At 26.6% G+C, this 26,458-nt stretch carries 19 protein-coding genes, 3 tRNA genes and 1 rRNA gene; 17 read left to right on the forward strand and 6 right to left on the reverse strand.

All coding sequences use genetic code 4. The annotated features are described in order from the left end of the window. The first annotated feature begins 153 nt into the window (after window positions 1–153). Window positions 154–3,054: ribosomal RNA gene (locus MCAN360_RS01330) — 23S ribosomal RNA — on the forward strand. A gap of 158 nt (window positions 3,055–3,212) precedes the next feature. Here MCAN360_RS01330 and MCAN360_RS01335 read toward each other — a convergent pair. Further along, the gene (locus MCAN360_RS01335; protein WP_045433701.1) at window positions 3,213–3,767 is read right to left on the reverse strand and encodes a deoxycytidylate deaminase; all 555 of its coding nucleotides are present in this window, start codon (window positions 3,765–3,767) and stop codon (window positions 3,213–3,215) included. A gap of 292 nt (window positions 3,768–4,059) precedes the next feature. Here MCAN360_RS01335 and MCAN360_RS01340 point away from each other — a divergent pair, with 292 nt between their 5' ends. From MCAN360_RS01340 to MCAN360_RS01375, 8 genes are all read left to right on the forward strand, one after another. After that, window positions 4,060–4,245 (forward strand): hypothetical protein, encoded by a 186-nt coding sequence (locus MCAN360_RS01340; RefSeq protein WP_045433703.1) that lies wholly within the window; start codon window positions 4,060–4,062, stop codon window positions 4,243–4,245. A 382-nt stretch (window positions 4,246–4,627) separates the two neighbouring features. Next, a complete protein-coding gene (locus MCAN360_RS05345; protein ID WP_045433706.1) occupies window positions 4,628–7,459 on the forward strand; it encodes an OppA family ABC transporter substrate-binding lipoprotein in 2,832 nt (943 codons plus the stop codon). A 13-nt stretch (window positions 7,460–7,472) separates the two neighbouring features. Beyond that, window positions 7,473–8,606: an ABC transporter permease gene (locus MCAN360_RS01350; RefSeq protein WP_045433709.1), complete on the forward strand. Its 1,134-nt coding sequence runs from the start codon at window positions 7,473–7,475 to the stop codon at window positions 8,604–8,606. 19 nt (window positions 8,607–8,625) lie between these two features. Then, entirely contained in the window at window positions 8,626–9,936 is a 1,311-nt protein-coding gene (locus MCAN360_RS01355; RefSeq protein ID WP_045433712.1) for an ABC transporter permease, read from the forward strand. Window positions 9,937–9,938: 2 nt separating this feature from the next. Further along, window positions 9,939–11,171, forward strand: a complete 1,233-nt coding sequence (locus MCAN360_RS05350; RefSeq protein WP_084111373.1) for an ABC transporter ATP-binding protein — start codon at window positions 9,939–9,941, stop codon at window positions 11,169–11,171. Further along, window positions 11,152–13,656, forward strand: coding sequence for an ATP-binding cassette domain-containing protein (locus MCAN360_RS05810; protein WP_045433715.1), 2,505 nt, complete (start codon window positions 11,152–11,154; stop codon window positions 13,654–13,656). The genes MCAN360_RS05350 and MCAN360_RS05810 overlap by 20 nt, the downstream gene beginning before the upstream one ends. A gap of 123 nt (window positions 13,657–13,779) precedes the next feature. After that, window positions 13,780–14,289, forward strand: coding sequence for a hypothetical protein (locus tag MCAN360_RS05355; protein ID WP_045433717.1), 510 nt, complete (start codon window positions 13,780–13,782; stop codon window positions 14,287–14,289). Window positions 14,290–14,326: 37 nt separating this feature from the next. After that, a complete protein-coding gene (locus tag MCAN360_RS01375) occupies window positions 14,327–15,058 on the forward strand; it encodes a triose-phosphate isomerase (RefSeq protein ID WP_045433719.1) in 732 nt (243 codons plus the stop codon). A 30-nt stretch (window positions 15,059–15,088) separates the two neighbouring features. Here the strand turns inward: MCAN360_RS01375 and MCAN360_RS01380 are convergent, their stop codons facing one another. The 3 genes from MCAN360_RS01380 to truB are packed head-to-tail and all read right to left on the reverse strand — an operon-like array spanning window position 15,089 to window position 17,665. Then, window positions 15,089–15,940, reverse strand: a complete 852-nt coding sequence (locus tag MCAN360_RS01380) for an FAD synthase (RefSeq protein WP_045433721.1) — start codon at window positions 15,938–15,940, stop codon at window positions 15,089–15,091. A 60-nt stretch (window positions 15,941–16,000) separates the two neighbouring features. Continuing rightward, complete coding sequence (locus MCAN360_RS01385) at window positions 16,001–16,804, reverse strand: YcsE-related riboflavin metabolism phosphatase (RefSeq protein WP_045433723.1); 804 nt, start codon at window positions 16,802–16,804, stop codon at window positions 16,001–16,003. A 21-nt stretch (window positions 16,805–16,825) separates the two neighbouring features. Beyond that, a complete protein-coding gene (gene truB / locus MCAN360_RS01390) occupies window positions 16,826–17,665 on the reverse strand; it encodes a tRNA pseudouridine(55) synthase TruB (RefSeq protein WP_045433726.1) in 840 nt (279 codons plus the stop codon). Between the two features lie 369 nt (window positions 17,666–18,034). Between truB and MCAN360_RS05360 the strand changes: the two genes are divergently transcribed. Further along, window positions 18,035–18,973 (forward strand): gamma-glutamylcyclotransferase family protein, encoded by a 939-nt coding sequence (locus MCAN360_RS05360; protein ID WP_045433728.1) that lies wholly within the window; start codon window positions 18,035–18,037, stop codon window positions 18,971–18,973. Continuing rightward, a complete protein-coding gene (locus MCAN360_RS01400) occupies window positions 18,954–20,654 on the forward strand; it encodes a GIY-YIG nuclease family protein (protein WP_231852586.1) in 1,701 nt (566 codons plus the stop codon). Before MCAN360_RS05360 ends, MCAN360_RS01400 begins: the two co-directional genes overlap by 20 nt. A gap of 26 nt (window positions 20,655–20,680) precedes the next feature. Here the strand turns inward: MCAN360_RS01400 and MCAN360_RS01405 are convergent, their stop codons facing one another. Further along, window positions 20,681–22,150, reverse strand: coding sequence for a S41 family peptidase (locus MCAN360_RS01405; protein ID WP_045433734.1), 1,470 nt, complete (start codon window positions 22,148–22,150; stop codon window positions 20,681–20,683). A gap of 378 nt (window positions 22,151–22,528) precedes the next feature. Between MCAN360_RS01405 and MCAN360_RS01410 the strand changes: the two genes are divergently transcribed. The 6 genes from MCAN360_RS01410 (at window position 22,529) to rplA (ending at window position 24,999) form a co-directional block, all read left to right on the forward strand. Beyond that, window positions 22,529–22,604, forward strand: a tRNA-Arg gene (locus MCAN360_RS01410). Between the two features lie 105 nt (window positions 22,605–22,709). Beyond that, window positions 22,710–22,783: transfer RNA gene (locus MCAN360_RS01415), tRNA-Gly, on the forward strand. Between the two features lie 2 nt (window positions 22,784–22,785). After that, window positions 22,786–22,859 (forward strand) — tRNA-Gly (locus tag MCAN360_RS01420). 123 nt (window positions 22,860–22,982) lie between these two features. Next, complete coding sequence (locus MCAN360_RS01425; RefSeq protein WP_045433737.1) at window positions 22,983–23,582, forward strand: FMN-dependent NADH-azoreductase; 600 nt, start codon at window positions 22,983–22,985, stop codon at window positions 23,580–23,582. A gap of 281 nt (window positions 23,583–23,863) precedes the next feature. Next, a complete protein-coding gene (gene rplK / locus MCAN360_RS01430; protein WP_045433740.1) occupies window positions 23,864–24,307 on the forward strand; it encodes a 50S ribosomal protein L11 in 444 nt (147 codons plus the stop codon). Next, complete coding sequence (rplA, locus tag MCAN360_RS01435; protein WP_045433743.1) at window positions 24,307–24,999, forward strand: 50S ribosomal protein L1; 693 nt, start codon at window positions 24,307–24,309, stop codon at window positions 24,997–24,999. The genes rplK and rplA overlap by 1 nt, the downstream gene beginning before the upstream one ends. A 39-nt stretch (window positions 25,000–25,038) precedes the next feature. Here the strand turns inward: rplA and eno are convergent, their stop codons facing one another. Further along, a complete protein-coding gene (gene eno, locus MCAN360_RS01440) occupies window positions 25,039–26,415 on the reverse strand; it encodes a phosphopyruvate hydratase (protein ID WP_045433746.1) in 1,377 nt (458 codons plus the stop codon). Window positions 26,416–26,458 lie beyond the last annotated feature (43 nt).

Here is a 26,458-nt window from a genome sequence, read left to right on the forward strand (position 1 = left end):
AATTATTTGTATCCAGTTTTGAGAGATTTATCTCTCTTTTTGTTCTTTGAAAACTGAATATCGACATTGAAAAATTAAATTATTAATATTTCAAAGTTTAGATCAACCTATAGAATATATCATACAATAGACAAACAATAGGTCTTATACTACTATTAAACAAGATAAGAGTTTTTGGTGGATGCCTTGGGTCTGGAAGTCGATGAAGGACGTGATTACCTGCGATAAGCCTCGGTTAGTTGGAAATGAACTGTGATCCGGGGATTTCCGAATGGGGAAACCTAATTGAGCTAATCCTCAATTATCATATCGATGAATAAATAGTCGAATGAAGAGACACGCTGTGAATTGAAACATCTCAGTAGCAGCAGGAAGAGAAAATAAAGAATGATTCCCTAAGTAGTGGCGAGCGAAAGGGGAAAAGCCCAAACCAACATTTGTTGTTGGGGTTGTAGGACTACATTTCAGAGTTACAAAATTTGCATATAGCAGAATAAGTTGGAATGCTTAAACAAAGAGGGTGAAATTCCCGTAAGCGAAATATGCAAATCTCTTTGTAGTATCCTGAGTAGGGCGGGGCACGTGAAACCCTGTCTGAATCTGCCGGGACCACCCGGTAAGGCTAAATACTAACCAGACACCGATAGTGAACTAGTACCGTGAGGGAAAGGTGAAAAGAACCCCGGGAGGGGAGTGAAATAGATTCTGAAACCAATTACTTACAGTTAGTCAGAGCCCGTTAATGGGTGATGGCGTACATCTTGCAGAATGGACCGGCGAGTTATGTCAACATGCGAGGTTAAGTGGAATAAAGCGAAGCCGTAGAGAAATCGAGTCTTAATAGGGCGCTTAGTATGTTGATATAGACCCGAAACCAGGTGATCTACCCATGAGCAGGTTGAAACTTAGGTAACACTAAGTGGAGGACCGAACCGTAGTACGCTAAAAAGTGCCCGGATGACTTGTGGGTAGGGGTGAAATTCCAATCGAACTTGGAGATAGCTGGTTCTCTCCGAAATAGCTTTAGGGCTAGCGTGTAGTGTTAAGTGATGGGGGTAGAGCACTGAATATGGAATGGCGGCGCCTAGCTGTACTGACTATAATCAAACTCCGAATACTATCATGAATTACTATGCAGTTGGTACATCGGTGATAACGTCGATGCACGCGAGGGGAACAACCCAGATCGTCAGCTAAGGTCCCAAAATTGTGTTAAGTGAGAAAGGTTGTGGAGTTTCTTAAACAGCTAGGATGTTGGCTTAGAAGCAGCCATCGTTTAAAGAGTGCGTAATAGCTCACTAGTCGAGAGACTCTGTGCCGATAATTCAACGGGACTAAAACACAATACCGAAGCTACGGGCATGAAAATGCGTTAGGAGAGCGTTGTAAGGGCATTGAAGTCAGACTGTGAAGACTGGTGGAGCGCTTACAAGTGAGAATGCCGGTATGAGTAACGATTCAGAGTGAGAATCTCTGACGCCTATTGGGGAAGGTTTCCTGGGCAAGGTTCGTCCACCCAGGGTTAGTCGGGTCCTAAGACGAGGCCGAAAGGCGTAGCCGATGGACAACAGGTTAATATTCCTGTACTTTCTATAAATGTGATGGAGTGACGGGGGAGGATAGTTTTACCACTTACTGGATTGTGGGGTAAATAGCAACTGGGTTATGTAGGCAAATCCGCATGATTTAACCGGGAGCTATGACGCATAGCGAAAAGGCAACTGAGTAGCGAATTAAATGATTTCATACTTCTTAAAAAAGCTTCTAACATTAAGTTTATATGAAACCCGTACCGAGAACGGACACACGTCCCCAAGATGAGTATTCTAAGGCGAGCGAGAAAACCAATGTCAAGGAACTCTGCAAATTCATCCCGTAAGTTCGCAAGAAGGGATGCCCACCCTAAAAAGTGGGCCGCAGTGAATAGTAAGGGGGAACTGTTTATCAAAAACACAGCTCTATGCTAAGTCGTAAGACGATGTATATGGGGTGACTCCTGCCCAGTGCCCGAAGGTTAAGCAAAGGTGTTAGCTTTATGCGAAGCATTGATGTGAAGCCCGGGTGAACGGCGGCCGTAACTATAACGGTCCTAAGGTAGCGAAATTCCTTGTCGGCTAAATACTGACCTGCACGAAAGGAGTAATTATCTCTTAACTGTCTCGACATTGGACTCGGTGAAATTATGGTTCCGGCGAAGACGCCGGAGACCCGCATCTAGACGAAAAGACCCCGTGGAGCTTTACTATAACTTCATATTGGAGTTTGATTTAACTTGTGTAGGATAGGTGGGAGACTATGATGCTTAAACGCTAGTTTAAGTGGAGTCGACGTTGAAATACCACCCTTGTTACGTTGAACTTCTAACTTGTTACCATGATCTGGTAAGAGGACAGTGTGTGGTGGGTAGTTTGACTGGGGCGGTCGCCTCCTAAAGGGTAACGGAGGCGTTCAAAGTTACACTCAATACGGTCAGAAACCGTATCATAGAGCATAAAGGTAGAAGTGTGATTGACTGTGAGACCTACAAGTCGAGCAGGTGCGAAAGCAGGACTTAGTGATCCGGCGGTTCTTCGTGGAAAGGCCGTCGCTCAACGGATAAAAGCTACCCCGGGGATAACAGGCTTATCTTTCCCAAGAGATCACATCGACGGGAAGGTTTGGCACCTCGATGTCGGCTCATCGCATCCTGGAGCTGGAGTCGGTTCCAAGGGTTGGGCTGTTCGCCCATTAAAGCGGTACGCGAGCTGGGTTCAAAACGTCGTGAGACAGTTTGGTTCCTATCTGATGTGGGCGTTGGAATATTGATGAGAGCTACTCTTAGTACGAGAGGACCGGAGTGGACGTACCGATGGTGTGCCAGTTGTTCCGCCAGGAGCATAGCTGGGTAGCCAAGTACGGCAGGGATAACCGCTGAAAGCATCTAAGCGGGAAGCCCCCTCAAAGATGAGTATTCCCTATTAAATTCCTTATAGACTATGAGGTTGATAGGCTGGAGGTGTAAGTATAGTAATATATTCAGCTGACCAGTACTAATAAATTGATTGGTTTAATAGTGATTCTATAGAAGTAATCTAAAAGTTAATCGATATTCAGTTTTCAGAGAATAAAACAAAGAGCCAATTGGCTCTTTTTATTTTAATATAACTAAAAAAATAAAAACCATTTTTAACCTTAATAACAAGAATTAAAAATGGGTTTTTATATTTATTTTTTTATTCTTTATTTTTAATCTTAAATTCAATGTCAAAATCGTTATCTATTTTAATACATTCTATACCAAAGGCATTAAAAATTTTTAGTGAGGCTTTAAAATCATCAGATTCAGGTTTGTATGCATTAGCGTAATAAACTTTTGAAATTTTAGATTGAACAATAATTTTAGCACAATTATAACATGGAGAATGAGTTACAAAAATAGATGATCCTGGCTCAATTTTAGAATTAGTTAAATTAGCATTTATTATTGCATTCGCTTCAGCGTGCACGACATATGTATACTTAGATCCTAAAACGTCATTTGATTGATTTGGGCGATTTCAAGGAAAAACTTCATCATTATCAACTTCCTTGTTATTAAAACTTGTCGGCATTCCATTATATCCTAATGAAATAACATAATTGTTAGGAGATACAATACAAGCTCCTACTTTTGTTGTTGGATCTTTTGATCTTAAAGCACTTAATTTAGCTAGGGACATAAAATAGATTTCTCATTTTATATTATCTTTATCTTTGTTAAAAAAATTTTTTTCTGTTGTTAAATTCATAAATAAATTTTAGCATTAACAAAATTAAAATATATAAAAAAAATTAGACTCCGCAGACCCTAACCTATATTATTCAGAGAAATAAGCAATAAATTGCTCGGTTAAGACATTAACTATGTTAATCCAATTTTGATGTCTGTAAACTACACTTAAAATTGAACTAATAAAATGTTATCATAAAAAAATAAAATTTTATAAAAGTATTTGAAAAACTTAAAAAATGTAAAAAAGTTGTTTTTTTGTAAAAATATAAAAAAAGTTGGTAAAATAATTTTTGTAAAAGGAAAAAATGATGAACAAAAAAATATTTGAAAAATCTTCTAAATTTATTATGTTCTCAGCTATCAAAGCTGCATTTTTTGCTATTGAAATTATTAATAACTACAAGAAGGATATTATTAGCAATTGTGGATTTTATACAGCAAATAATAATATGATTCTTGGAGGGATTTATAATGAAAATCATTTTTTTAACTAAAAATATTTTTAAATTTCATACTTTTTTAATACATTTTAATAATATCCGTCAGATAAGAATTATGACTTTTAGAGGTTCATAAATTTGTTGTCTTTATATTTTTTATAAAAAATAAGGTTTAAAATATATAAATTTGTACATAATAAAAGTCATAAAATTAACTAATTTCAATAAAAATTAAAGAAAATTAAAAAATAAAAAATATTAAAAAAACACTAAAATTCAAATGTTTTTTTAAACTAAAACAAGAGAATTAAATAAAAATAATTTATAATTATTTTTGTAATCCTATAGATTATAAATTTTTAATATAAACTAAATATTAAAATTAAAAATAGTTGCTTTTATAGTTTATAGTATTATGAATAAAATGGAGATATATATGAAAAAATCAAATAAAATATGATTAACTTCTTTTGCCTCCCTATCTGCAGCGACAATTTTACCTTTATTAGCTGCTTCGTGTGGAAAAGAATTACCAAAAGATAAATACGTTTATGAATTTAGTTCACCGTTTTCAAACACACCATTTGAATACGATGCTTCTAGATCATTCGGTGGTTTTAGTAATGTTTCATATTCAACACAAACTTCAGTAGGTTTAATAAGATTACAATCATTAAATGAACCTGAAGTTAAAAATAAAGATTCTAAAACTTATATAACAGAACCAACTTGAACAAAAAGAAAACTTTCTTTAGCTTCTAAAATTATTTTGACTGATAAGGAAGGAAAAATTTCAACATTTGATTCTGATGAAGCTGAAATTAAAGAACCAGCTACTCATAATGAAAATGGAATTTCATATTACAATCAACCCGCTGTTGCTTTAAAATCAAATAATAAACAATCAATTAATAGTAAAGAATTCGATGATAAATTAAAAAGTGCTGTTAAACTTCAATTTGTTGTTCGTGAAAATGTTCATTGAGTAGATAAAGAAGGTAATAAAACTGAGTATACCGTTAATGCTAGAGATTTTTGATATTCATGATTAAGAACGCTATCAATTAATAAATCATTTAGATTAGAAAATGGTGGATCAGAAGAATTAGAAAAAGAAGTAATTGATTCTCTTTCTGAAAAAACTTCAACTGTTTTTACTGATCAACAAAATTATGCAAACAACTATTTGTTTGCTCTATTTAATGTTGATAGCTCAAAATTTAGTAAGGAAGAATCATTTATTCAAAAAACTTCTGAAGGTAAGGATGCTGTAACATTTGAAGCTTTAGACACTGAAAAAGAAGTTTCATTTAATCAATTTATTAATAAGATAATGTTTGCTGATTATACATTTATGCCAGCTCCTTCTCAATATATTGACGCTGAAAATCAAAAAGAAAAATTACCAGTTTGAAATTACAATGGTAAAAAAGATGAAAAAACTGAAGAAATTGAGAAAAAACTAAGAGCTATTCCAAAGGATAAATTAGTTTCAAAAGTTGGTGCTTACTGATATGGTTTAAGTTTAAATAATGTTTTATTCGTAGGACCATACTACGGAGCGCCACAAAAAGGTCAAGAAGTAATTTTAAGAAAAAATACTCATTACTATGACCAAGAATTTGCTAAAAATAGCAATACAATTAAAGAAATAGTTTATATATACAATCAAAATATTGATGCTGACACTTTTAATAAAAGAAGTTTTGATAAATATAAACAAAATAGATTATCACAAATTTCTTTTAGCTCATTAAAAGAAAATCAGCAACAAGAAATTTTAAAGCAAGCATCAAAATATGGATTAAGACATGCTAAGACTTTAAATAAGACAAATCCATTTTATAGAATGGTATCACAAGGATTTATTAGACCAATTCCAAAAGATCAAAGTAGTGATTTTTATGCATTTAACGATGCTTATTCAAAATTAGTGTATGGTGTTAAGAAAGATGAATTAGCTAAAGGTTTAAATGATCCTTATGAATTTATATCAGGTAGAGGTTTAGTTTTTAGAACGTTAATTAATGCTGCAATTAACTGGGATGAATTTGCTTCACAAGCTACTGGTGGTCAAGGATATGCATGATTAGCAAAAGTAGCTGATGGATCAGCAATTGGTGGCTCGGATCAAGACACTGCTTCAGTTAAAACTCCCGCAGACGTTAAAGATAAAATTAATTCATTATTTGCTATTAAGGCTGATAAAACTGGAAAAATTAATTTTGGTAATAAATTAGGTGATTCGCTAGAACCATCTGAAAATGAAGAACATATTAAAAATACTTCTGATAAAACTGCTAAATTAAAATCAGCGGGTTTTGATAAGGTTAAAGAAGAATTACAAAAATTATTTGAACAATTTGATAAAGAAAATCCTGATTTAAAAGGTCAAAACTTTGAATTTGAACACTTATTCCCATATATAAATATTCCAGCTGCATATAAAAGAGCATTTGAAAATATTGAAAAAGTATTTAATGAACTAAACCCAAGATTAAAAATTTCGGTATATCATACGCAGGATAGTGAAGATGCAAAATTCCAAAGAATCAGAAAAGAAGGAGCAAATGGAAGTGAATTACTAGCTTGAGGATATGATTATGATGCTATTGGTTCAGGATATGATGGTCTTTCTTGAAATGCTAATTTAATACCTACATTAATTTGAATAGCAGAAAATAAAGATACAGATAAAACAAAATTAATAAAAGAAAATTTTCCATTAATTTATGATTTAGCTCAAAAAATAGTTGAATATGGTAAAACAAATTGAGTTGCTCCTATTCCTTTCGAAAAACTTCATTTAATTGAAAATAAATACAAGTCAAAATTATTAGATCAAATATTAAATTACAAATTAAAAGAAGTAAAAGACGATAATAAAACATATTACACCTTAGAAAGAAAAGAAGTACAACTTTTAGACGAAAAAAATCAACCAAAAATTGATGAAAAAACTAAAAAACCGATAACAAAAATGGTTCCTATTCCTTGAAAACCCGCTGATGGTAAACATTTAACAGATATTTATACACTTAGTGCAAAATTTTGATTTGAATACATTCATAAAATGACAAATGAAGAAGCTGTTAAATTAATGACGGAATTCACATCATTCTTTCACGTTGATTTTACTTACAATATTTTTAAGAATAGAAATGAATTTGGAAAATTCTTAGTTCAAAAACACTTTATAGTGCCAGATGAATCAACATTGAATGTATCAATTTACTCGGATTGAAGAATTAAAGAAGAAAAAAAATAATTTAGGTTTTTAAATGTTTAAATATATACGTCAAAGAATAGCGTTTGCTATTCTTACGTTGTTTATTATAACCTTTGTAGTTTATGTTTTAGTTAGTGCTTTTGGTAAAAGCCCGATTGAATCATTGGTTGAAAAAGCAATAAATGACCCTAAAAATAAACTACCTTATGATCAATTAGTTATAAAATATGAAACCGATTTCGGTTTGCGGGATGCTTCCGGCAAAACAATTCCAATTATAGTTAGATATTTTAAATACATTGGAAATGTTTTTAAAGGTGATTTCGGTTTTATTATTAATAAAGAAAACAACCCGAGTCCAAACGAATATGACAATATTCAAAAATTATTTTTTATACCTTTAAAATATTCAATTAGAATAACGTTACCAGCCTTTATTGTAAGTTCTATATCTGGTATAACTATTGGTGTGTTTGCAGGTTATAAAAGAGGTAAATTATTTGATTCAGCAGCTAATTTATTTGTTTTATTATTTGTTGCCATTCCTTCATTTGTACTTGCTCCGATATTAATTGCTATTTCTTTAAAAATTGGAATTCCTGTTACAGTTCCGAGAGAGGCTCTTGAACCTTCATTTGGTGAATTATTTATTTCTTATTTACCTCCTATTTTAATTATTACATTAACTTCAATGGCGGGATACGTAGGATACACAAGAAATCAGGTTATTACTGTACTAACCTCGAATTATGTTTTAATAGCAAAAACTAAAGGTTTAAAATCAACTCAAATATTCTTTAAATATGTTTTAAGAAATATTTCAATTCCTTTATTTAGTTTATTATTTGGTTCATTTTTAGGTCTTTTATCTGGTTCTATTATTATTGAAAAATACTGAGATGTACCAGGTACAAGCCAAGTTATTGCAAATTCATTCCCAACAGGTGAAATTAATATTATTATGTTTTCAACAATATTCTTTACCGGTTTATCACTGGGAGCAGGAATATTTGTTGATGTGATGTTTACAATTCTAGATCCTAAAATTACATACGCAGCAAAAAGTAAAAGAAATTATTGATTCTTTTTCAAAGCATATTTAGAAAGAAAAAAACTAGCAAAAGATTTATTTGCTAAAAAAGTTATTGAATCACAAAATTTATTAAACACTAATAAAAATAAATAGAAAGGAGATTGAAAAATTTATGGAAGATAATCTGCAAAACGAAATTAAAAATTTTAATAAGCAATATAAAATTAGTTCTGAACTATCAAAGAAATTTTCATTTATTCCAAAAAATGATAAGGTTCAATCTTCTTCTATTGCTGGTAGACCTAAAAAAATGTTAGCCGAAATAACAAAAAGATTTTTTTCAAATCCTATTGTTGTGATTTCTTTATTAGTATTTACATTTATTCTTTTATCTTCATTAATAATACCTGCTAGATCAATTACTGATTATCAAGCTAATAAACCTATTAATAAATATTCGTTTATTGAATCGTTACCACCAATTTATAATCCAATTGTTACAAAATGAACAACAAAATCTGAAGAATTTTATAAGTTTTATAAGAATTTAACAACCTCGATTGAAAAATTACCGGAAGAACAAAAAAATTTATGAAATAGTTGATTTAAATTTTATTTAGAATCCGTAAAGTTCCAAACAAATGATTCAGGTCAAGAATTTATAACTTATAATGCATATCATTTATTTAGAGCATCTCTTTTAAATGAACTTCTTCATACATCACTAAAAAATAATGCTGTTTTAACAGATGAATATGTTCAAAATACTATATTTCCTCAAATACCAGTTTTAAAAACTTATTTAGGAACTTCATCGACAGGATATGATATTTGAGTAACAACTTGATATGCTACTTGAAGAGGAATTCAAATTGCTATTATTGTAACAGTTATTCAAGCTATCTTTGGCATAACAATAGGTGCAGTTTTAGGTTTTTATGCTGGAAAATTAGTAGATACAATTGTAATGAGACTAATTGATATTTTTAATTCTCCTCCTACAATTATTTGAATTTTAATATTTGTTGGTATTTTTGGAACAAATCAAACTTCATTAATTTTAGCAATGTCAATCGCTGGATGGCCTTCGTTTATTGGTTTAACAAGACTTTATGTTATTACAGTTAAAAATGAAGAATACATTAGCGCTGCAAAAGCAATTGGTGCATCAACTTCAAGACAAATATTTGTTCATGCTTTACCCGCTATTATAGGTAAAATTGCAAACTCATTTGTTAAAAATGTACCAGCTATCATTTTATGAGTAGCTTCATTAGCATTCTTAGGATTTTTTAAAAATGGAAATGATACCAATTTAGGTCAAATCTTAATAGAATCAGCTTCTGAAGCTGGACAAAATATTTGAATTATATTACTTCCAACTTTAATATTATTATTCCTATCATTATCATTAAACTTCATGGCATTAGGAATTCACGATGCTCTAGACCCAAGAGTTATGAGTAAAGGAAAAAGAAAATAGTTATGATTAAAGAAAAATTAAATAAAAATAATAATGATAATAATTCAAAAAAAATTACTATAAGGGATAAAGTTATTTTAAAAAATAATGGTAAGAAAAATCAAAAGAAAGCTAAAAAACAAGAAAGAAGAAATCGCTTATTTTCAATAATTAAAGCTCAAAACGAATTAGAAGATAATAAATTATTAGAAGTTAGAAATTTACATGTAAGTTTCCCGGCGGGGAGAAAAAAAACAATTCATATTGTTCGTGGTGTTGATTTAGATGTTTATAAAGGTCAAATAGTTGGTTTAGTGGGAGAATCAGGTTCTGGAAAATCAGTTACTTCAAAAACATTAATTAATGTTAATGAAAATGGATTAGTAAGTGCTGATAAACTTCAAATTACTAATCTTGAGTTAAGTAGTATTTTTAAAAAAGAAAAATATTGGCAATTAGTAAGAGGTCAAAAAATTGGTTATATTCCGCAAGATCCATTAACTTCTCTTAATCCAACTCGTACGATTGGTAAACAATTATTAGATGCATTGAATAATAATGTTGATTGAATTGATAAAACTTATACAGAAAAAAAAGAATATTTACTTAATTTATTAAAAACATTTGGTTTAAGAAATGTTGAAAAGATTTTTAGCGCTTATCCTCATACTTTATCAGGTGGAATGAAACAAAGAATTGTTATTACAATGGTTGTGGCGCTAAAACCAGATTTAATTATTGCTGATGAGCCAACAACAGCATTAGATCCAACCGTTCAAGCTTCAGTTTTAGCTTTATTTGAAGAAATTAGACAAAAAATGGGAATTTCAATTATTTTAATTAGTCATAATATTTCCGTTATTGCAAAATTCTGTGATTTTATTTATGTTATGTATGCAGGAAAAATCGTTGAAAAAGGTTTAAAAGAAGAAATATTTACTAAGCCATCTCATCCATATACATGAGCTTTAATTTCGGCCATTCCTGAATCAAAAGAAGAAAAATTATATAACATTAAAGGGACACCTCCTGATATGGCAAATCTTCCTGTTGGTGATCCTTTTGCTCCACGTAATGATTACGCATTAGAAATTGATTTTATCAAAGAACCTCCATTAATTCCAATTACTAAGACTCATTATGCTGCAACATGACTTTTGAGTCCTGAAGCTCCTAAAATTGAATTACCAAAAGATTTACAAAAACGTTTAGATTTATTTATAAAGGCCTTTAAAAATGACAGAGAAGAAAAATAAAAAAGTTATATTATCAATTGATAATTTAAAAAAATATTTTGTTAATCAAGGAATTATCAACAAGGCTGTTGATGGTGTGTCTTTCGATGTTCACGAAGGCGAAATTGTAGGTTTAATTGGTGAATCAGGTTCTGGTAAAACAACTGTTGGGCGTACAATATTAAGATTGTATGATGAGTACAATGGTTTTGTAAGACTTGAAGATAAAATAATTTCGGGTAAAAATATTAGTATTTCTTTGAAAAAATATTTACGTAAAAATGTTCAAATGATTTTTCAAGATCCACATGCTTCATTAAATAGTCAACAAAATATTTATACTATTTTAAAAGAACCTCTATTAGTTAATGGCATAATGAAGCATAAAATTAATGATATTTTTAAAGATTGATTATTAGTTAAGAAAAAATTTAAATACACATTTCAAATTCAAGCAATGAAGCTTGAACTTCAAAATTATCAAGAAATTAATCGTTTAGCAAATCCATTTTTCACTAAATGAAAAAATATATTTAGTAATTTTAAATTTGATGATGAATTAAGCCGTGAAGATAACTTTTCTTCATTTTACGCCTATTTAGAAGAAAAACAAAAAATGGAAAGCTTAATTATTAATAATATGTATTCAAATGCAACTTCATTAATTAATTTTTATTACGAAGTACAAAACAAGTATCGAAATAAAGACTTAAGTAAAGAAGAATTAGCATATGAATTGGCAATTGAAGAATTTAATCATGTTAAAAAATTAAGTAAAATTTCAAAAAATCAGTTCGAAATTAAAACTAATTTAAAAACAATATTAGAAAAAAGACATAAATTAGTTAAATTAATTAGTCAAAAAACAAAAGAATCAAAAAATACATTTTTAAATTATTGTGTTGAAAATAAACACGAAAAAGATTTAGTAAATATAGCTAAATTAATGTCAACAAACCTTGAATTTTATTCATATAATTTAAAAAATGAATATTTATTTAAATATCGAATAAAAACATTGAAACAATTAAGAAAAGAACTTAAATTACTTGATTTCGAGGACGTTAAATCTTTAGTTATAGATTTAGAAAAATATGTTAAAGATTTCTACGAAAAATATTTATCTAAGATTGAATATTCATTAAAACAGAAAAAGGAAATTACTAAAATATTAGATAAAGAATTTAATTTTGATTTTTTAAAATATAAGCAAATTTCAAATAAAAATGAAGAAAATTATAAAAATCAATTAAATACTCTAGATAATGAAATTAAAGAGTTAAAAGCTAAATTAATTAAAAGAGAAAATCCTGAATTTTCAAAAGATCAATTAGATCAAGCTAAAAATAAACTTAATGAAGCATTTAGAGTTTATTCAGACGGCAAACAAAAATTCTTAATTCAATATAAGAAAATTATTAATGATTTATATTTAAATATTGAAAAAGAAAAAACTGAATATTTAAGTTTAGTTTCTGATCAAGAGGCATGCAATGCAATGTATGAAAAATACAAAAAAGAATTTTTTATATATGTTAAAAACAGATATTTACAAAAAATATCTACTCTTTTAGAAAAAAAAGAAAATATAATTAATTCATTAAAAAGTAATAATAAACCAGTAAAACATAATGATGATTTATTACGTATTAATACAAAAATCAAAGAAGTTAAAAAAGATTTAGATATAGTTTTAAAAATGTATAATTCAGACATCACCTTAAAAGAAGACACTTTAAAATCATTTAATATTGAAAGAAGTTATTTATTAAAAGATATTAAACGTATTTATTTATTATTAGGTATTGATTATAAATGAGTAGAAATGAATCTAAATAAGAATAATAAAGATCAAGAAAGTGCAGAAGATAAAAAATGAATTTCAAGATTTAATTTATTTGATTATAAAATTTCATATCCAGTTGCTAAATATTTAATTTCAGAATTATTATATAAAATGATAATTTACAGATCATTAGAAGATGTTGGTTTATTAAAGCAATTCGCATATAGATATCCACATGAATTTAGTGGTGGACAGTTGCAACGTATAGTTATTGCTAGAGCATTAATAACTGAACCTAAAGTTATTGTTGCTGATGAACCAATTGCTTCATTAGATATTTCAATTCAAGCTCAAGTTGTTAATTTATTAAAAGATTTATGTATTAAGAAAAATATTGGTTTAATTTTTATTGCTCATGATTTAAGTATGATTGAATATGTTGCTGATAATGTTCAAATTATGCATTTGGGTAAAATTGTTGAAAGTGGTAATACAGAAGATATTTATAATAATCCTCTTCATCCATATACAATTAATTTATTCAAAGCTATTCCTAAAATTTCTAATGTTAATGAAAAATTCCAAAATGTTTCATTTAATTTAGATTATGTTTATGAACAACAATTCCCTAATATTCCAGAAAATTATCAAATTGATAAAAATCACTGAATTTATGGAACCAAACAGCAAATTGAAAAATGAGTTTTAAAAAATAAATAAAATAATAACATTGATTAAATATTTTATAAACATCTTGCTTTTTTAAAAATGCTTGATGTTTTTTATTATACTTTTATTTATTTAAGTATATTAAGTATAATTTAAAGGTTAAAAAGATATATTATGAGATTCAAAAATAAATCAAAATTAAAATTTAAATCAAGAAATTCATATTGAAGAAGAAGTTGGAATATTTATAGCGTTGTTTATTTTTTTACAATTCTTTTTTTAATGGTATTAATGATTTTATTAACAGGTTTTTTAAAAAAACAGTCAACCGAAAGAATAACATGATCAAATGCAATAACAGCTGGATGTGTAACTATTTTTGGATTGTCAACGATTGTAATTTTAGTTCGGAAAGGACTTGGCAAGAATATTATTAAACCATTTTCATCTTTTTATCATAATCAACGTATAATGTCTCGTGCTAAGGGTAAATGAAGTTCAACAATGACGCAGCATCAAAAAGATAAAATTATTGCAAGAGAAAGAAGTTTATACGAAAATGAACAAAGCAAAAAAAGTATAGAAAAAGCAAAAAATGAAGTAACTAACTTATCATCTTATTTATTAATTTCTATTTCTTTAGTTACATTAACAATTGGATTATTAGCAATCCATTTGTCATAAAAAATATATTAATTTAATTTTTAAGGAGATTTAACAAATGAAATTCTTAATTGGTAATTTTAAAATGAATAAAACATTTTTAGAAACAGATGAATACGTAAAAAAAATATCAAAATTGATAAACACTTTTAATGATGAATTAAAAAACATAAAAATTGGTATCGCCCCCTCATTTGATAGCGTTTATTTATCTTATTTGAATCCAAACCGAAATTTCTTATTTGGAATGCAAAATATATTCCACGAGTTAAATGGAGCTTATACTGGTGAGATTTCATTAAATGTTGCTAAAGAAGCAAAAGTTGATTTTATTTTATTAGGTCATAGTGAAAGAAGAAATTTATTTAATGAAACAGATGAACTTATTAATAAAAAAATTATAAGTTTACAAAAAAATAATATTAAATCAATTCTTTGCATTGGCGAATCAATTGATGAATTTGAAAATAATTTAACATTTGATGTTTTAAAATCTCAAATTAATAATGCATTAAAAAATGTTAAAAGTTATGATAACATATTAATTTCATATGAACCAGTTTATTGTATTGGAAATGGTAATATTCCAAAAATAAATCATATTCAAAAAGTTATTGATTTTATTTACACAATTGTCCCTAATAAAGTACCTATTTTATATGGTGGTTCAGTTTGCTGTGATAATATAAAGGATTTGAAAAAAGTAAGCAATTTAAGTGGTTTTTTAGTTGGAAAAGCTTCTTTAAATCCTGATGATTTTGTAAATCTAGCTAAATTATTTAATAAATAAAATAAAGGCCGTTTTGCTAAAAAATGGCTTTTATTTTTGTAAAAACCAGTTTTTTGCTGTATTAATATCATTTTCAGTAATTTTATTTTCAAAATCTAAATTAATATATCTAATTAATGCTTCAAATTCAATAAAAACTTCTTCATATTTACTTGGAATTAATTCTAAATCAAATAAATAAGCTTCGTTGTCTAAAACAATTTCTGGATTATTGCTTATTTTAATTAAGCCATGATATTCAATATCACTTATAACAAAATTTGTAATATATATACCTGACTTAATTTTTTTTATATTTTCTGGATATTTAAAATTAAATTTTTCGAGATTAGTAATAAAACTATATTTTTCAATTAATAAACTATTAATTGCTGAAATATTCCCCTCTTCAATAAATTCCTTTATTAAAGTAGATGATATTTTTTTCTTTTGAATTTTTCTTTCATTAGCTACTATAAGATTAAAAAATTTTTTTAAATAATTTATATCACCTTTGCGATTAAAACCAAATTTAAAATCTTCCCCGCAAATAACATTTTTAACGTTGTTAAGTTTAAGATTTTTACAAAATTCTTCCGCAGTAATATGTGCATTATTTGTATTTTTGTTAACTAAAAAAACGTAATCAAATTGAAGATTGTATAACGTATATAATCTTATTTTTGTTTGAAATGCCTTTTTTTGTTTGCTTTTAAGTAACTTAAAGGGAGTATTAAACATCATAATAGCAATCTTGTTTTCTCTATTATTATTTTTTAAATCTTTTGCTAATTTAAAAAGTTCATAATGTCCTAAATGTAGTGTTTCGAAAGAACCTAAAATAATTGTTAAATCTTTATCTATATTAAAATTTTCTTTAAAACTTCAATCTAAAATTTTCATATTAATAATTTTACTCATAAAATAAAAATGGTTATTTTAAAAAAATAAAAATTCTATGAATTACTCATAGAATCCCTTTTCTTTTAGTTTAAAATATGGACCATCTTCAGTTACAGGTAAGCAAATTTCATTGGCAACATTTTTTGTAACATCTTCTCCATTTCCCATTGCAACACCTAAACCAACGTGTTGTAACATTTCAATATCATTTTCAGAATCGCCAAAAGCAACCATTTCTTTAGGTTTAATATTAAGTAATTTTCCAAGTATATCTAAACCTACAGCCTTTGTTATTCCTTTTGAAGAAAGAAAAATTCCTCCGTTTCATGTTGCTAAAACCCACATATTCATTTTATTTTTAGCAAAAAAATCATTTATTTTTTTTGCTCATTCTTCTGGCTTGTTTGTGCTTACTGTAATTAAATAATTTTTATCGTTCATTGATTCAAAATCTTTTTCAGAAATAAATTTATCTTTATAAGGTAAGTAAAATCAATGATCAATATTGAATAATTCATTATAGTAACCTCATTTTTCTCCAACAAAAGAAAATGAAAGTTTGTGTTCATTAGCAAATTCTCTAAATTTTACAAAATCTTTGTAATCAATTGTTTGTTCAAAAATGTATTCATTAGTTTTTAAATCAAGAATAAATGTACCGTTTGCACCAATAAAGTAATCTACATATGGATTATGAATTTGCTTCCCAACTGTAAAAATATCTCTACCTGAACAAAGAACATTAATATATCCATTTTCTTTTAATTTGCGAAACATTTCTTTCATTCTTGGACTTAATTCATCAATACCGAAAGGTAATAATGTTCCATCAATATCAAAAACTACCATTTTAAAATTATTCATTTTACCTCCATATTAAGGGTTTTAAAATATACGGTTGAATAAAACCTTTTCAAAGGTTATTAAACCGTCTTTTATTTTCCCTCAGCCTATTATTTGATTATTATAAATAAATAGGCCATTATTATTTATGTTTTTTAAACGTTTTAAATATACTATTTTTGATTTGATATTTTTTATTTCCAAATCGTCTAGCAAATATAATTCTACATTAAAAAGTGTTTTTATGTCAACTATTTGCTTATATTCATAATTATTGTCTAATTTTATATTTCCAATTGCAGTTCTTTTTAAAATATTAACAACTGCATCTGTTTTTAATAAAATCCCTATGTCATGAATTAAAGATCTAATATATGTACCTTTAGAAACCTTAGTTTTTAAAGTAAACTCTTGTTTTTCAAAATCAAAAGAATCTAGAACTAAGTCATATATTTTGATATCACATTGTTTAAGTTCTATTTCAATATTATTTCTAGCTAGTTCATAGCTTCTTTTTCCATTAATTTTTTTAGCTGAAAAAATAGGAGGTGTTTGTTTTGTTTGCTTTTTTATTTTTTCTAAGGCATATTTTAGTTCTTCTAATGTTATTTTATTTTTATTTTGCAAATATTTAATTTCTTCACCTTCGTCATAACTTCTTGATTGGCAATGTAATGTAGCTTTTACAAAATATTCTTTTGTATCATTAGTTAAATAAGATAATGTTTTAGTATCTTCATCAGTTGCAACAATTAAAAGGCCTTCAGCAAGAGGATCAAGCGTTCCGCTATGTCCAATTTTTTTAATATTATTATTTTTTGCAAATTTTTTAATTGCAAAAAAACTTGATTCACCTCGTTTTTTATTTATTGCATAAAACATATTATTACCTACCTAATTTAGTTTAAAAATTGCTGATTTATTATATCAATTTTTATTGAAAAATTGATTTTGTTGATAAATATACTAAAAATAAAATATTTTTTACTTAAATTTAACAAAAACAAAAATTGAAGGAATTTTATAGTTAAATATACTAAATTTGATTTTTAAATAAAACCTTAAAATTTTAAACTAATATCCAATTAAAATAAATCCCTATTTAATTAGTTTATTTAAGTTTAAATATGTTTTTAATTCAATGTTTTTAATTTTTAAATTTTGTTTAAAAAAATAAATAATAAATATAATTTATAAAAGATAACAAATATAATTTATAAAAGAATTATTTTTATATTTAGGAAGGTAATAATGAATAATAAAAAAGACAATAAAGTATATGTATTCTCATACGGAACAATTCAAGATGAACTATTTTATAAAAATCTTTTATCGCCATCTACTTTAAGAAAAAAAGCTATTTTAAATGGTTATGCAAAATGCGTTGATGAATCAAATTATTTTTTATTAAAAAAAGATATAGCTTATCAAGTAAAAGGAACGCTTTTTGAGATCACAAAAGATGAATTGTTTATGATTGATAGATGAGAAAATTTTCCACAATACCAAAGATTTCAAGCGAATGTTATTCTTGAAGATACAAATGAAATCGTTGAGGATGTTTACGTTTATACAAAATTAGAATTTGGTCAATATTATTTAGCTGATGATAATTTAGGCTTTTCAAAATCACCTTATGAAACAGAAGAAAATTTAAATGCATTTATTCAAAAAGAAAAAATGACTGAGTTTTTACCATTGTTGGATAATGGTATTTTATATGAAATAAATCAAGAAGAACTTGAAAAAATCAAATCATTACCTCATCCTTATTTAGCGTTAATTTTAGATGATAAAGAAAATAAAAATTATCTAGTAGAACCATATACAATCTTGGCTTTTTCAAATAATAACAATAATAAACATTATGCTTTATTAGTAACATTTGCACAAAAGAATAATATGAATAGTATATTCTACTATCATGCATTTGAAAATAAAATTGAAAATGCTAAAATAGATAAATTTTTTAAACCATTTTACGATTTTAGTTTAGATTTTTTAAACAACAAAACTCCAATTAAATATATAAATATTAGAAGAGATTTGGGTATTGATGAACCAAAATTTGGTATTTTTGAAGATAAGGCTTATGAAATTATTTTGAATGATTTTGATATTGATCATTTTAAAAGATTAGATATAATGATTAAGACTTTAGAAGATAATATTGAACAAAAACATGATTAATAAAAAAAGTATTGAAAATGTATCAACTAAACCTGGTGTTTATTTTTGAAAAGATGTAAATAATAACATTATTTATGTTGGTAAAGCTAAAAACTTAAGAGCTCGCATGGCTCAGTATTTCGATATAAATATGCAAAATTCTTATAAAACTTCTACAATGTTGTCGAAAATAGCTTCGTTTGAAACAACTGTTTTTGAAACTGAGGCAGAAGCCTTTATTTATGAAAGAAGATGCATTTCTAAATATAAGCCTTTTTATAATGTTCTTTTACCGACACAGGCTAATTTTCCCTATATTTGCATTTCTAAAAATGCAAATAATTTATCAATTAAGCTTGAAAATAAATTTAAAAAGGCACCGAATGCTATTTATTATGGTCCACTTATAAAAAGTTCTAAATATACTAAGTTAATAAAATATTTAAATCATCTTTTAAAGTCAAAAAATGGATTAATTTTAAAAAAAATGAATCCCGATGATATTGAAACAGCTTTTTTAAAAGCAAAAAAAATCCTTAAATTTGATAAAGATTTTAGAAATAATTTATTAAAAAAAATTAGTTGAGCTTCTGAAAATGAGGAATACCAACTAGCAAAAGATTATAAGGATATTTTAGATTTAGTTTATAGTAAAGAAAATAATCAAAATATTATTTTAGAAAAAAATGAAAATTTTGATGTTTTTGGTTTTTATAATGAAAATGGGAAAATTTTTATTTCAATATTACATTATCGCTTTTCAAATTTAATTAAAAAAAGTGATTTTCAATTTGAAATAAGCGGCTTTTTAGAGGATTTTATAAGTAATTTTATTGAAGAATATTATTCAATAAATCAAATTCCAAATGAGATACTTTTGCCTGTTGAATATCAAAATATTTTTATAAATAAGGAAATAAAAAATCTAATAAATTTTAAAAATAATGAAGTTTATAAAAAAATATTAAATATTGCTTATGAAAATGCTAAAAATGATATTTTAAATAAAATAATAAAATTAGAAAAAGAAAATAATTTACAAAAAACGATTGATAAATTAGGTGTAATTTTAAAACAAGATGCCACCAAGTTTGTAATTTTTGATAATTCTTTTATGTCGAATGTTAATCAAATTGTTGGTGGATGTTGTTTTTATGAAAACGGAAAATTAAACACTAGTTTATCTCGAGCATATATTTTAACTAAAAATGAATTTAAAAAAGATGATACTTTTTTTATGCAACAAAGTGCACAAAAATTTTTAAAAAATAATTCAGAATTAATTAATTTAATTTTTGTTGATGGTAGTATTAGCCAAATTAATGCAGTAAAAAAAGCAATTAATGATTTAAATATTTCAGTTCCTATTTTTGGTTTAGTTAAAAACTCAAAACATACATTTGAAAAAATAATTGATAGTAATAATAATGTTATTGAATTTCAAGATACTGAAGTATTTAATTTTTTAACGATTATTCAAAATAAGGTTGATAAATTTGCAAAAGAATGATTTAATAAAAGACATTCAAAAGATCTTTTTTTTGATTCTATTTATCAAATTAAAGGAATTGGTTATCAAACTATTAATAAATTATTGAATCATTTTGGAACATATGAAGCTATTTTCGAGGCAGGTGATCAAGAATTAAGCAAAATTACTTCTAAAAATATTGCTAAAAAAATAAGGCAAAATTTAAATTAAAAAATAGCATCGGTTAATAAACAATGCTATTTTTTAATAATATTTTTTAACAAATAGTCAATATCATAAAAATCTTTATAGTCTATTTTTATATCAACTTCAACGCCGTTTTCTAAATTTTGCTCTATATTATTAATTTTATTTAAAAAAACTAAAGGACCACTAACTAACATGGAGGTTTGATCATTTAAAACAACAGGAAAAATAGGTGAGCCACCACCGCCGCTTTTTTGTCCAATTATTTTTGCAATATTCATTTCCTTAGCAATTCCGGCGAATAAATTGGCAGCACTAAATGTATTTTTACTTGTTAAAATGTAATAATTAAATTGATCAAAAGCATCATTATCATTGAAATCACCATTATTATTAGCATCAATTTTATATTTTGTGGTTACTTTGAATTTATTTTGTGTATCTTGCGATCTTTGAATAATATCTTTATTAGTTAGTAATCCTAAAACTTTAAGCATTGAACCAACATTACCGCCAGGATTTCTTGAAATATCAATAATAATATTTTTAACATTTTTATTTTTTGAAATTTCTTCAAGATTTCTTTTTAGAAAACTAAATGAATCATTTAAATAATTATTTTTTTCAATATCTTCATTTGTACCGGCTAAGAAAGCACTTAAAATAATATATGCTGTATTTCCCTTTATTAAATATCCATCAGTATTTAAATTCTTTTTTAAAATATTTCTTTTTTCATTTAATAAATCAGAAACCTTCTTGTGTTCTAATCGTTGTTTTCCAATATATCTTTTAGCATAATCATGAATTATTTTTTCTTGATCTGTATTTATTGAAAGCATTGTCAAACTAGTGTGCAATTCATCTAATTTTTTGTAAACTAGTTCTGAATATGCGTAATTGTATTTATTTGGATCTACGCTAAGTAAGTCTTTTTGAATATCTTTTATATATTCTTTAAATGTTGATATTCCAAAGTGTCTTTTTAATCCATAAAAATGATCTAAAATAAATAAAAAATTATTTAAATTATTTTTCCTGTCAATAATGGTTTCTTTTTGTTTTTCATTAGTAGCTGTTAAAAATAAATTAGATTCGTCGGTTTTTTCTTGTAAAAGTAAATGTGTTCCAAAAACTTCAACACCATTATAATATAGACTGTAATAATTGGGACTACAAAATAAAATATTAAAAATACTTAATGGTATTAGACTTTTATTTTGTTGATTATAAATATTTATGTTATAAGCTTTTAAATCAAAAACTAAATTTGGTTTTATTTCATTAGGATTTTCAATCTTTGTTTCAGATAATTTAATTCCTCTTGAATAATTTGTTCCTGTTGAATCATTAATAAAATGAAAAAAAGATTTGTCAGTTATAGATATTTTATTATGTTTAAAATCAATAATCATGTTTTGATTTTCATTTGATAAAATGACAACTTTTTCTTTATCATCATATTTTTTAATCTTGTTAATTTTTTTTGCATTAAAAAAACCATTTAAATCTTTTATCATTTCTTCAATCGAAACATAAGGTTGAGATTCATTTTTTTTAAAATAAAGGTTTATTTTTTTCTTTTTAATATTGTAATCATTAAAAGCAAGGTTAGCAAAAACTTTTTCTTCTCTTTTAAATTCTAAATCTTGGCCATTTTCATTTGTTTGTTCATCTTTTATATCTAAAACATTTTTTTTATTAGCACCAATGCATGAAATAGTGCTTATAGGTAAAAAAAAGCTGGGATTAAAGTTATAATAAGTTTCATTTTTTTCATTTTTATCCTGTATATTATTATTTAGTTTTTATAATAATTTTATAATAATACACTTAATAAAATTATTTTTTAAAAAATTAATTTCTAAAATAAAAATGTGTTACAATATTATTGCAACGGTCGTGTAGCTCAGGGGATAGAGTACGTGCCTTCTAAGCATGTGGTCGCAGGTTCGAATCCTGCCACGATCGCCATTTTTTTTTATTTCTTTTTTATATTAAAAAATATGTTTTTTTATTTAAGTTTTAATATTTTTTAAATAAATTAATATTTTTTAGTTTATAATATATATCGCTATTGCGAGTGTAGTTTAATGGTAGAACTTTAGCCTTCCAAGCTAACTACGTGGGTTCGATTCCCATCACTTGCACCATTGCGGATGTAGTTCAATGGTAGAACATCAGGTTGCCAATCTGAATACGAGGGTCCGATTCCCTTCATCCGCACCATATTAAAAAAACTTGGTAAAACCCAAGTTTTTTTATTTTAAAAATAAAATTCAGTTTTAAGATTTTTTATTATTAGCTATAATTTAAATATAATTTATTTTAAATTAAAATTAAGGAGAAAAAATGAATAAAGTTTTAGTTTTATATTCATCACCATTACCAGGTGAAAAATCAATATCATCATTAGCAACAAAAGAATTTATTAAAGAATATAAAAAAAATAATCTTAATGATGAAATTATTGAGTTTGATTTAAATAATCTTGAAATGTCAATTAATAGCATGAATTCTAATAATTTTAGTAGCTTTTATAACGAAGATCTCTCAAACAAATATATTGAAATATTAAAAGAAACTAATAAATTAATAATTGCTGCACCTATGATTAATTTTAATGTTCCAACTGTTTTAAAAAATTTTATTGATAGAGTTGCTGTTGCAAACAAAACATTTTCTTATAAATATGCAAAAAAAGGTTCTTCAATTGGATTATTGAATAATTTAAAAGTTCAAATTATTGCTACACAAGGTGCTCCTGTAGGTTGATATACTTGAGCTAGTCATGTTTCTTATTTAGAAGGTGTTTGAGACTTTTTTGGAGCCAGTTTAGCTAAAACACTTTTAATTGATGGAATTAAGGTTGAACCATTTATTTCACAAAAACCAGAAGAAATAATCGAAACTAAAAAAGATTTAATTATTTCTTCTGCTTTGGTTTTTTAAAAAAAAGAAATTATCTTAAAATAAGAAGAAATATAGTAAATTATGGAAGTTTTTAATTTATTTGATCAGACTATTTTAGTACCTTATAAAAATAATGTTTTTAAAATAAATTTGAGTAAATTATTTGAAATTAGCTTGCTTAAATTTATTTTTTATTTATTATTTTTTAAAAAAATAATCTTTTTGTTATAATTGCATATGCAATGTAAATTGCCACAGTGGAAGAATTAAAATATGTATTAATTCGCTAGAACCACAATTATCGAAAGGATTTTAGTAAAATGGCAAAAGAAATAGCAAAAAAAGCTAAATTACAATTTATGGCCGGTCAAGCTAAACCAGGACCAGCATTGGCTGGTGTTGGAATTAACATGCCTGAATTTACAAAGGCATTTAACGACCAAACAAGAGACAGAGGAGCTGAACCAGTTCCTGTTCTAATTACAGTATACAAAGATAAATCATTTGAGTTTAAACTTTTTACTTCACCAACATCATTTAAATTAATTCAAGCTTCAAAAGTTAAAAAAGGAAGTGGAGTTCCAAATAAAGAAAAAGTTGGTTCAATTTCATTAGAACAATTAAAAGAAATTGCTGAATATAAAATGCCAGATATGAATGCTAACACAGTTGAAGCAGCAATGCGTCAAGTTGCTGGAACAGCAAAAAATATGGGTATCACAATTGATGGCTATGAAGAATGATTAAAAGGCGGTGCTAACTAATGGCTAAAAGAGTTACAAAAAATGCTAAAGTTTTAAAAACATTAGTTAACAAAAATGATGTTTATTCATTATCAGAAGCAATCGATTTAGCAAAAAAAGCTTCGTTTGCAAAATTTGATGAATCATTAGATATAGCTATAAAATTAAACCTAGATACAAGAAAATCTGACCAACAATTACGTGGTGCTGTAGTTTTACCTAACGGAACAGGTAAAACTATTAAAGTTTTAGTAGCAACAGATGAAGTTTCAGCACAAAAATCTGCTTTAGAAGCAGGAGCTGATTTAGTTTACTCATCTTCAGAATTACCAGAAGTTTTAAATCAAGATAAATATGATTTTGATGTTATTGTAGCCGATCCTAAAATGATGTTAGTTTTAGGTAAGTATGGTAAAAAGCTTGGGCCAAAAGGCTTAATGCCAAACCCAAAGACTGGAACAGTTACAACTAACCCTGCAAAGGCAGTTGAAGAACTTAAAAAAGGTAAAGCAAATTACCGTGCTGATAAAGGTGGTATTATCCACGCTTCAGTTGGTAAGAAATCAATGGAAACAGCTTTATTAGTACAAAATGCCGAAACATTAATACAAACAGTAAAAAGATTAAAACCTCAAACTGTTAAAGGAACATACGTTTTAAATATTGTTGTTTCAACTTCTATGGGTGCTGCTGTAAAAGTTAAAATCGATTAATTAAAAAACTCGGGAAACCGAGTTTTTTAATATTTAAAATTATTTAAGATTTGTAAAAGCTTTTAAACCTAGATAAACTCCTCTTTCTTTAAGTTCATCTTCAATTTTTAATAATCTATTATATTTTGCTATTCTATCAGTTCTTGACATAGAACCAGTTTTAATTTCATTTGTGCTAAACGCAACAGCTAAGTCAGCAATAAACGTATCTTCTGTTTCACCTGAACGGTGTGAAATAACGGGAACAAAGTTAGCATTTTGTGACATTTGAATAGCTTTAATAGTTTCTGTTAATGAACCAATTTGATTTATTTTAATTAGCGAAGCATTAATAGCATCTTTTTCAATAGCCATTTCAATATATTTAGGATTTGTAACAATTAAGTCATCTCCAACTAATTGAACTTTTTTACCAAATTCTTTTTTCATTTTTATAAATCCATTTCAATCATCTTCGTGGTGAGAATCTTCGATTGAAATAATTGGATATTTATCAATTAATTTTCCATAGTAATCAACTAATTCATCAGAAGTAAATTCATATTTGTTTTTTGAATATTTATCAAATCCTGCTCTTTTTTCTAATAAAGCTTGTTTAAATTTTTTAAAAATATACGTTTTGGTTTCAACATTATATAATTCTGAGCTTGCTGCATCTAAACAAATTGCAATTGCATTTTCTTCTGATGTTGAAGGATTAAAACCAGCTTCTTTGATTGCATTAACTAAAAAATCTAAAGCTTCTTCATGAGTATGTAAGTTAGGAGCGAATCCGCCTTCATCACCTACTTGTGTACCATGTCCAGCTTTTTTAAGTAATTTAGCTAACGTGTGAAAAACTTTATTTGCCATTTGAAGTGCTTGTTTAAATGTTTTTGCACCTAAAGGCATAATCATAAATTCTTGAAAGTCAATTGTGTTTGAGGCATGCTCTCCACCGTTAATAACATTAAGCATTGGAACAGGAAGGGTAAATAAATTGTTATCTATTTTTTTTAACGAAGCTAAGTATTCATATAATGGTTTTTTACTTTCTAAAGCTGCAGCTTTTGCACAAGCTAAAGATACAGCTAAAATAGCGTTAGCACCAAATCTTGATTTAGTATCAGTTCCATCAACTTCAATCATTAAGTTATCAATAAGATCTTGTTTTTTAACATCAATACCAATAAGTAATTTTGAAATTTCATTGTTAATATGATCACAAGCAGTCTGGACACCTTTTCCACCAAATCAGTTGTTTTCATATACAGTATTTTTATCTCTTAATTCTAAAGCTTCTTTTGATCCAGTTGATGCTCCTGAAGGCACCAATGCTTCTGCAAATGCTTTCTTAGTTTGAACCTCTACTTTAACTGTAGGATTTCCTCTACTATCTAAAACCTCATATGCATATATTTTTTTAATTTTAGACATTTTTAACTCCTTAATTTAATAATTCAATAAAAATTATGATTTA

This window comes from Metamycoplasma canadense (assembly GCF_000828855.1).
GTDB lineage: Bacteria > Bacillota_I > Bacilli_A > Mycoplasmatales > Metamycoplasmataceae > Metamycoplasma > Metamycoplasma canadense.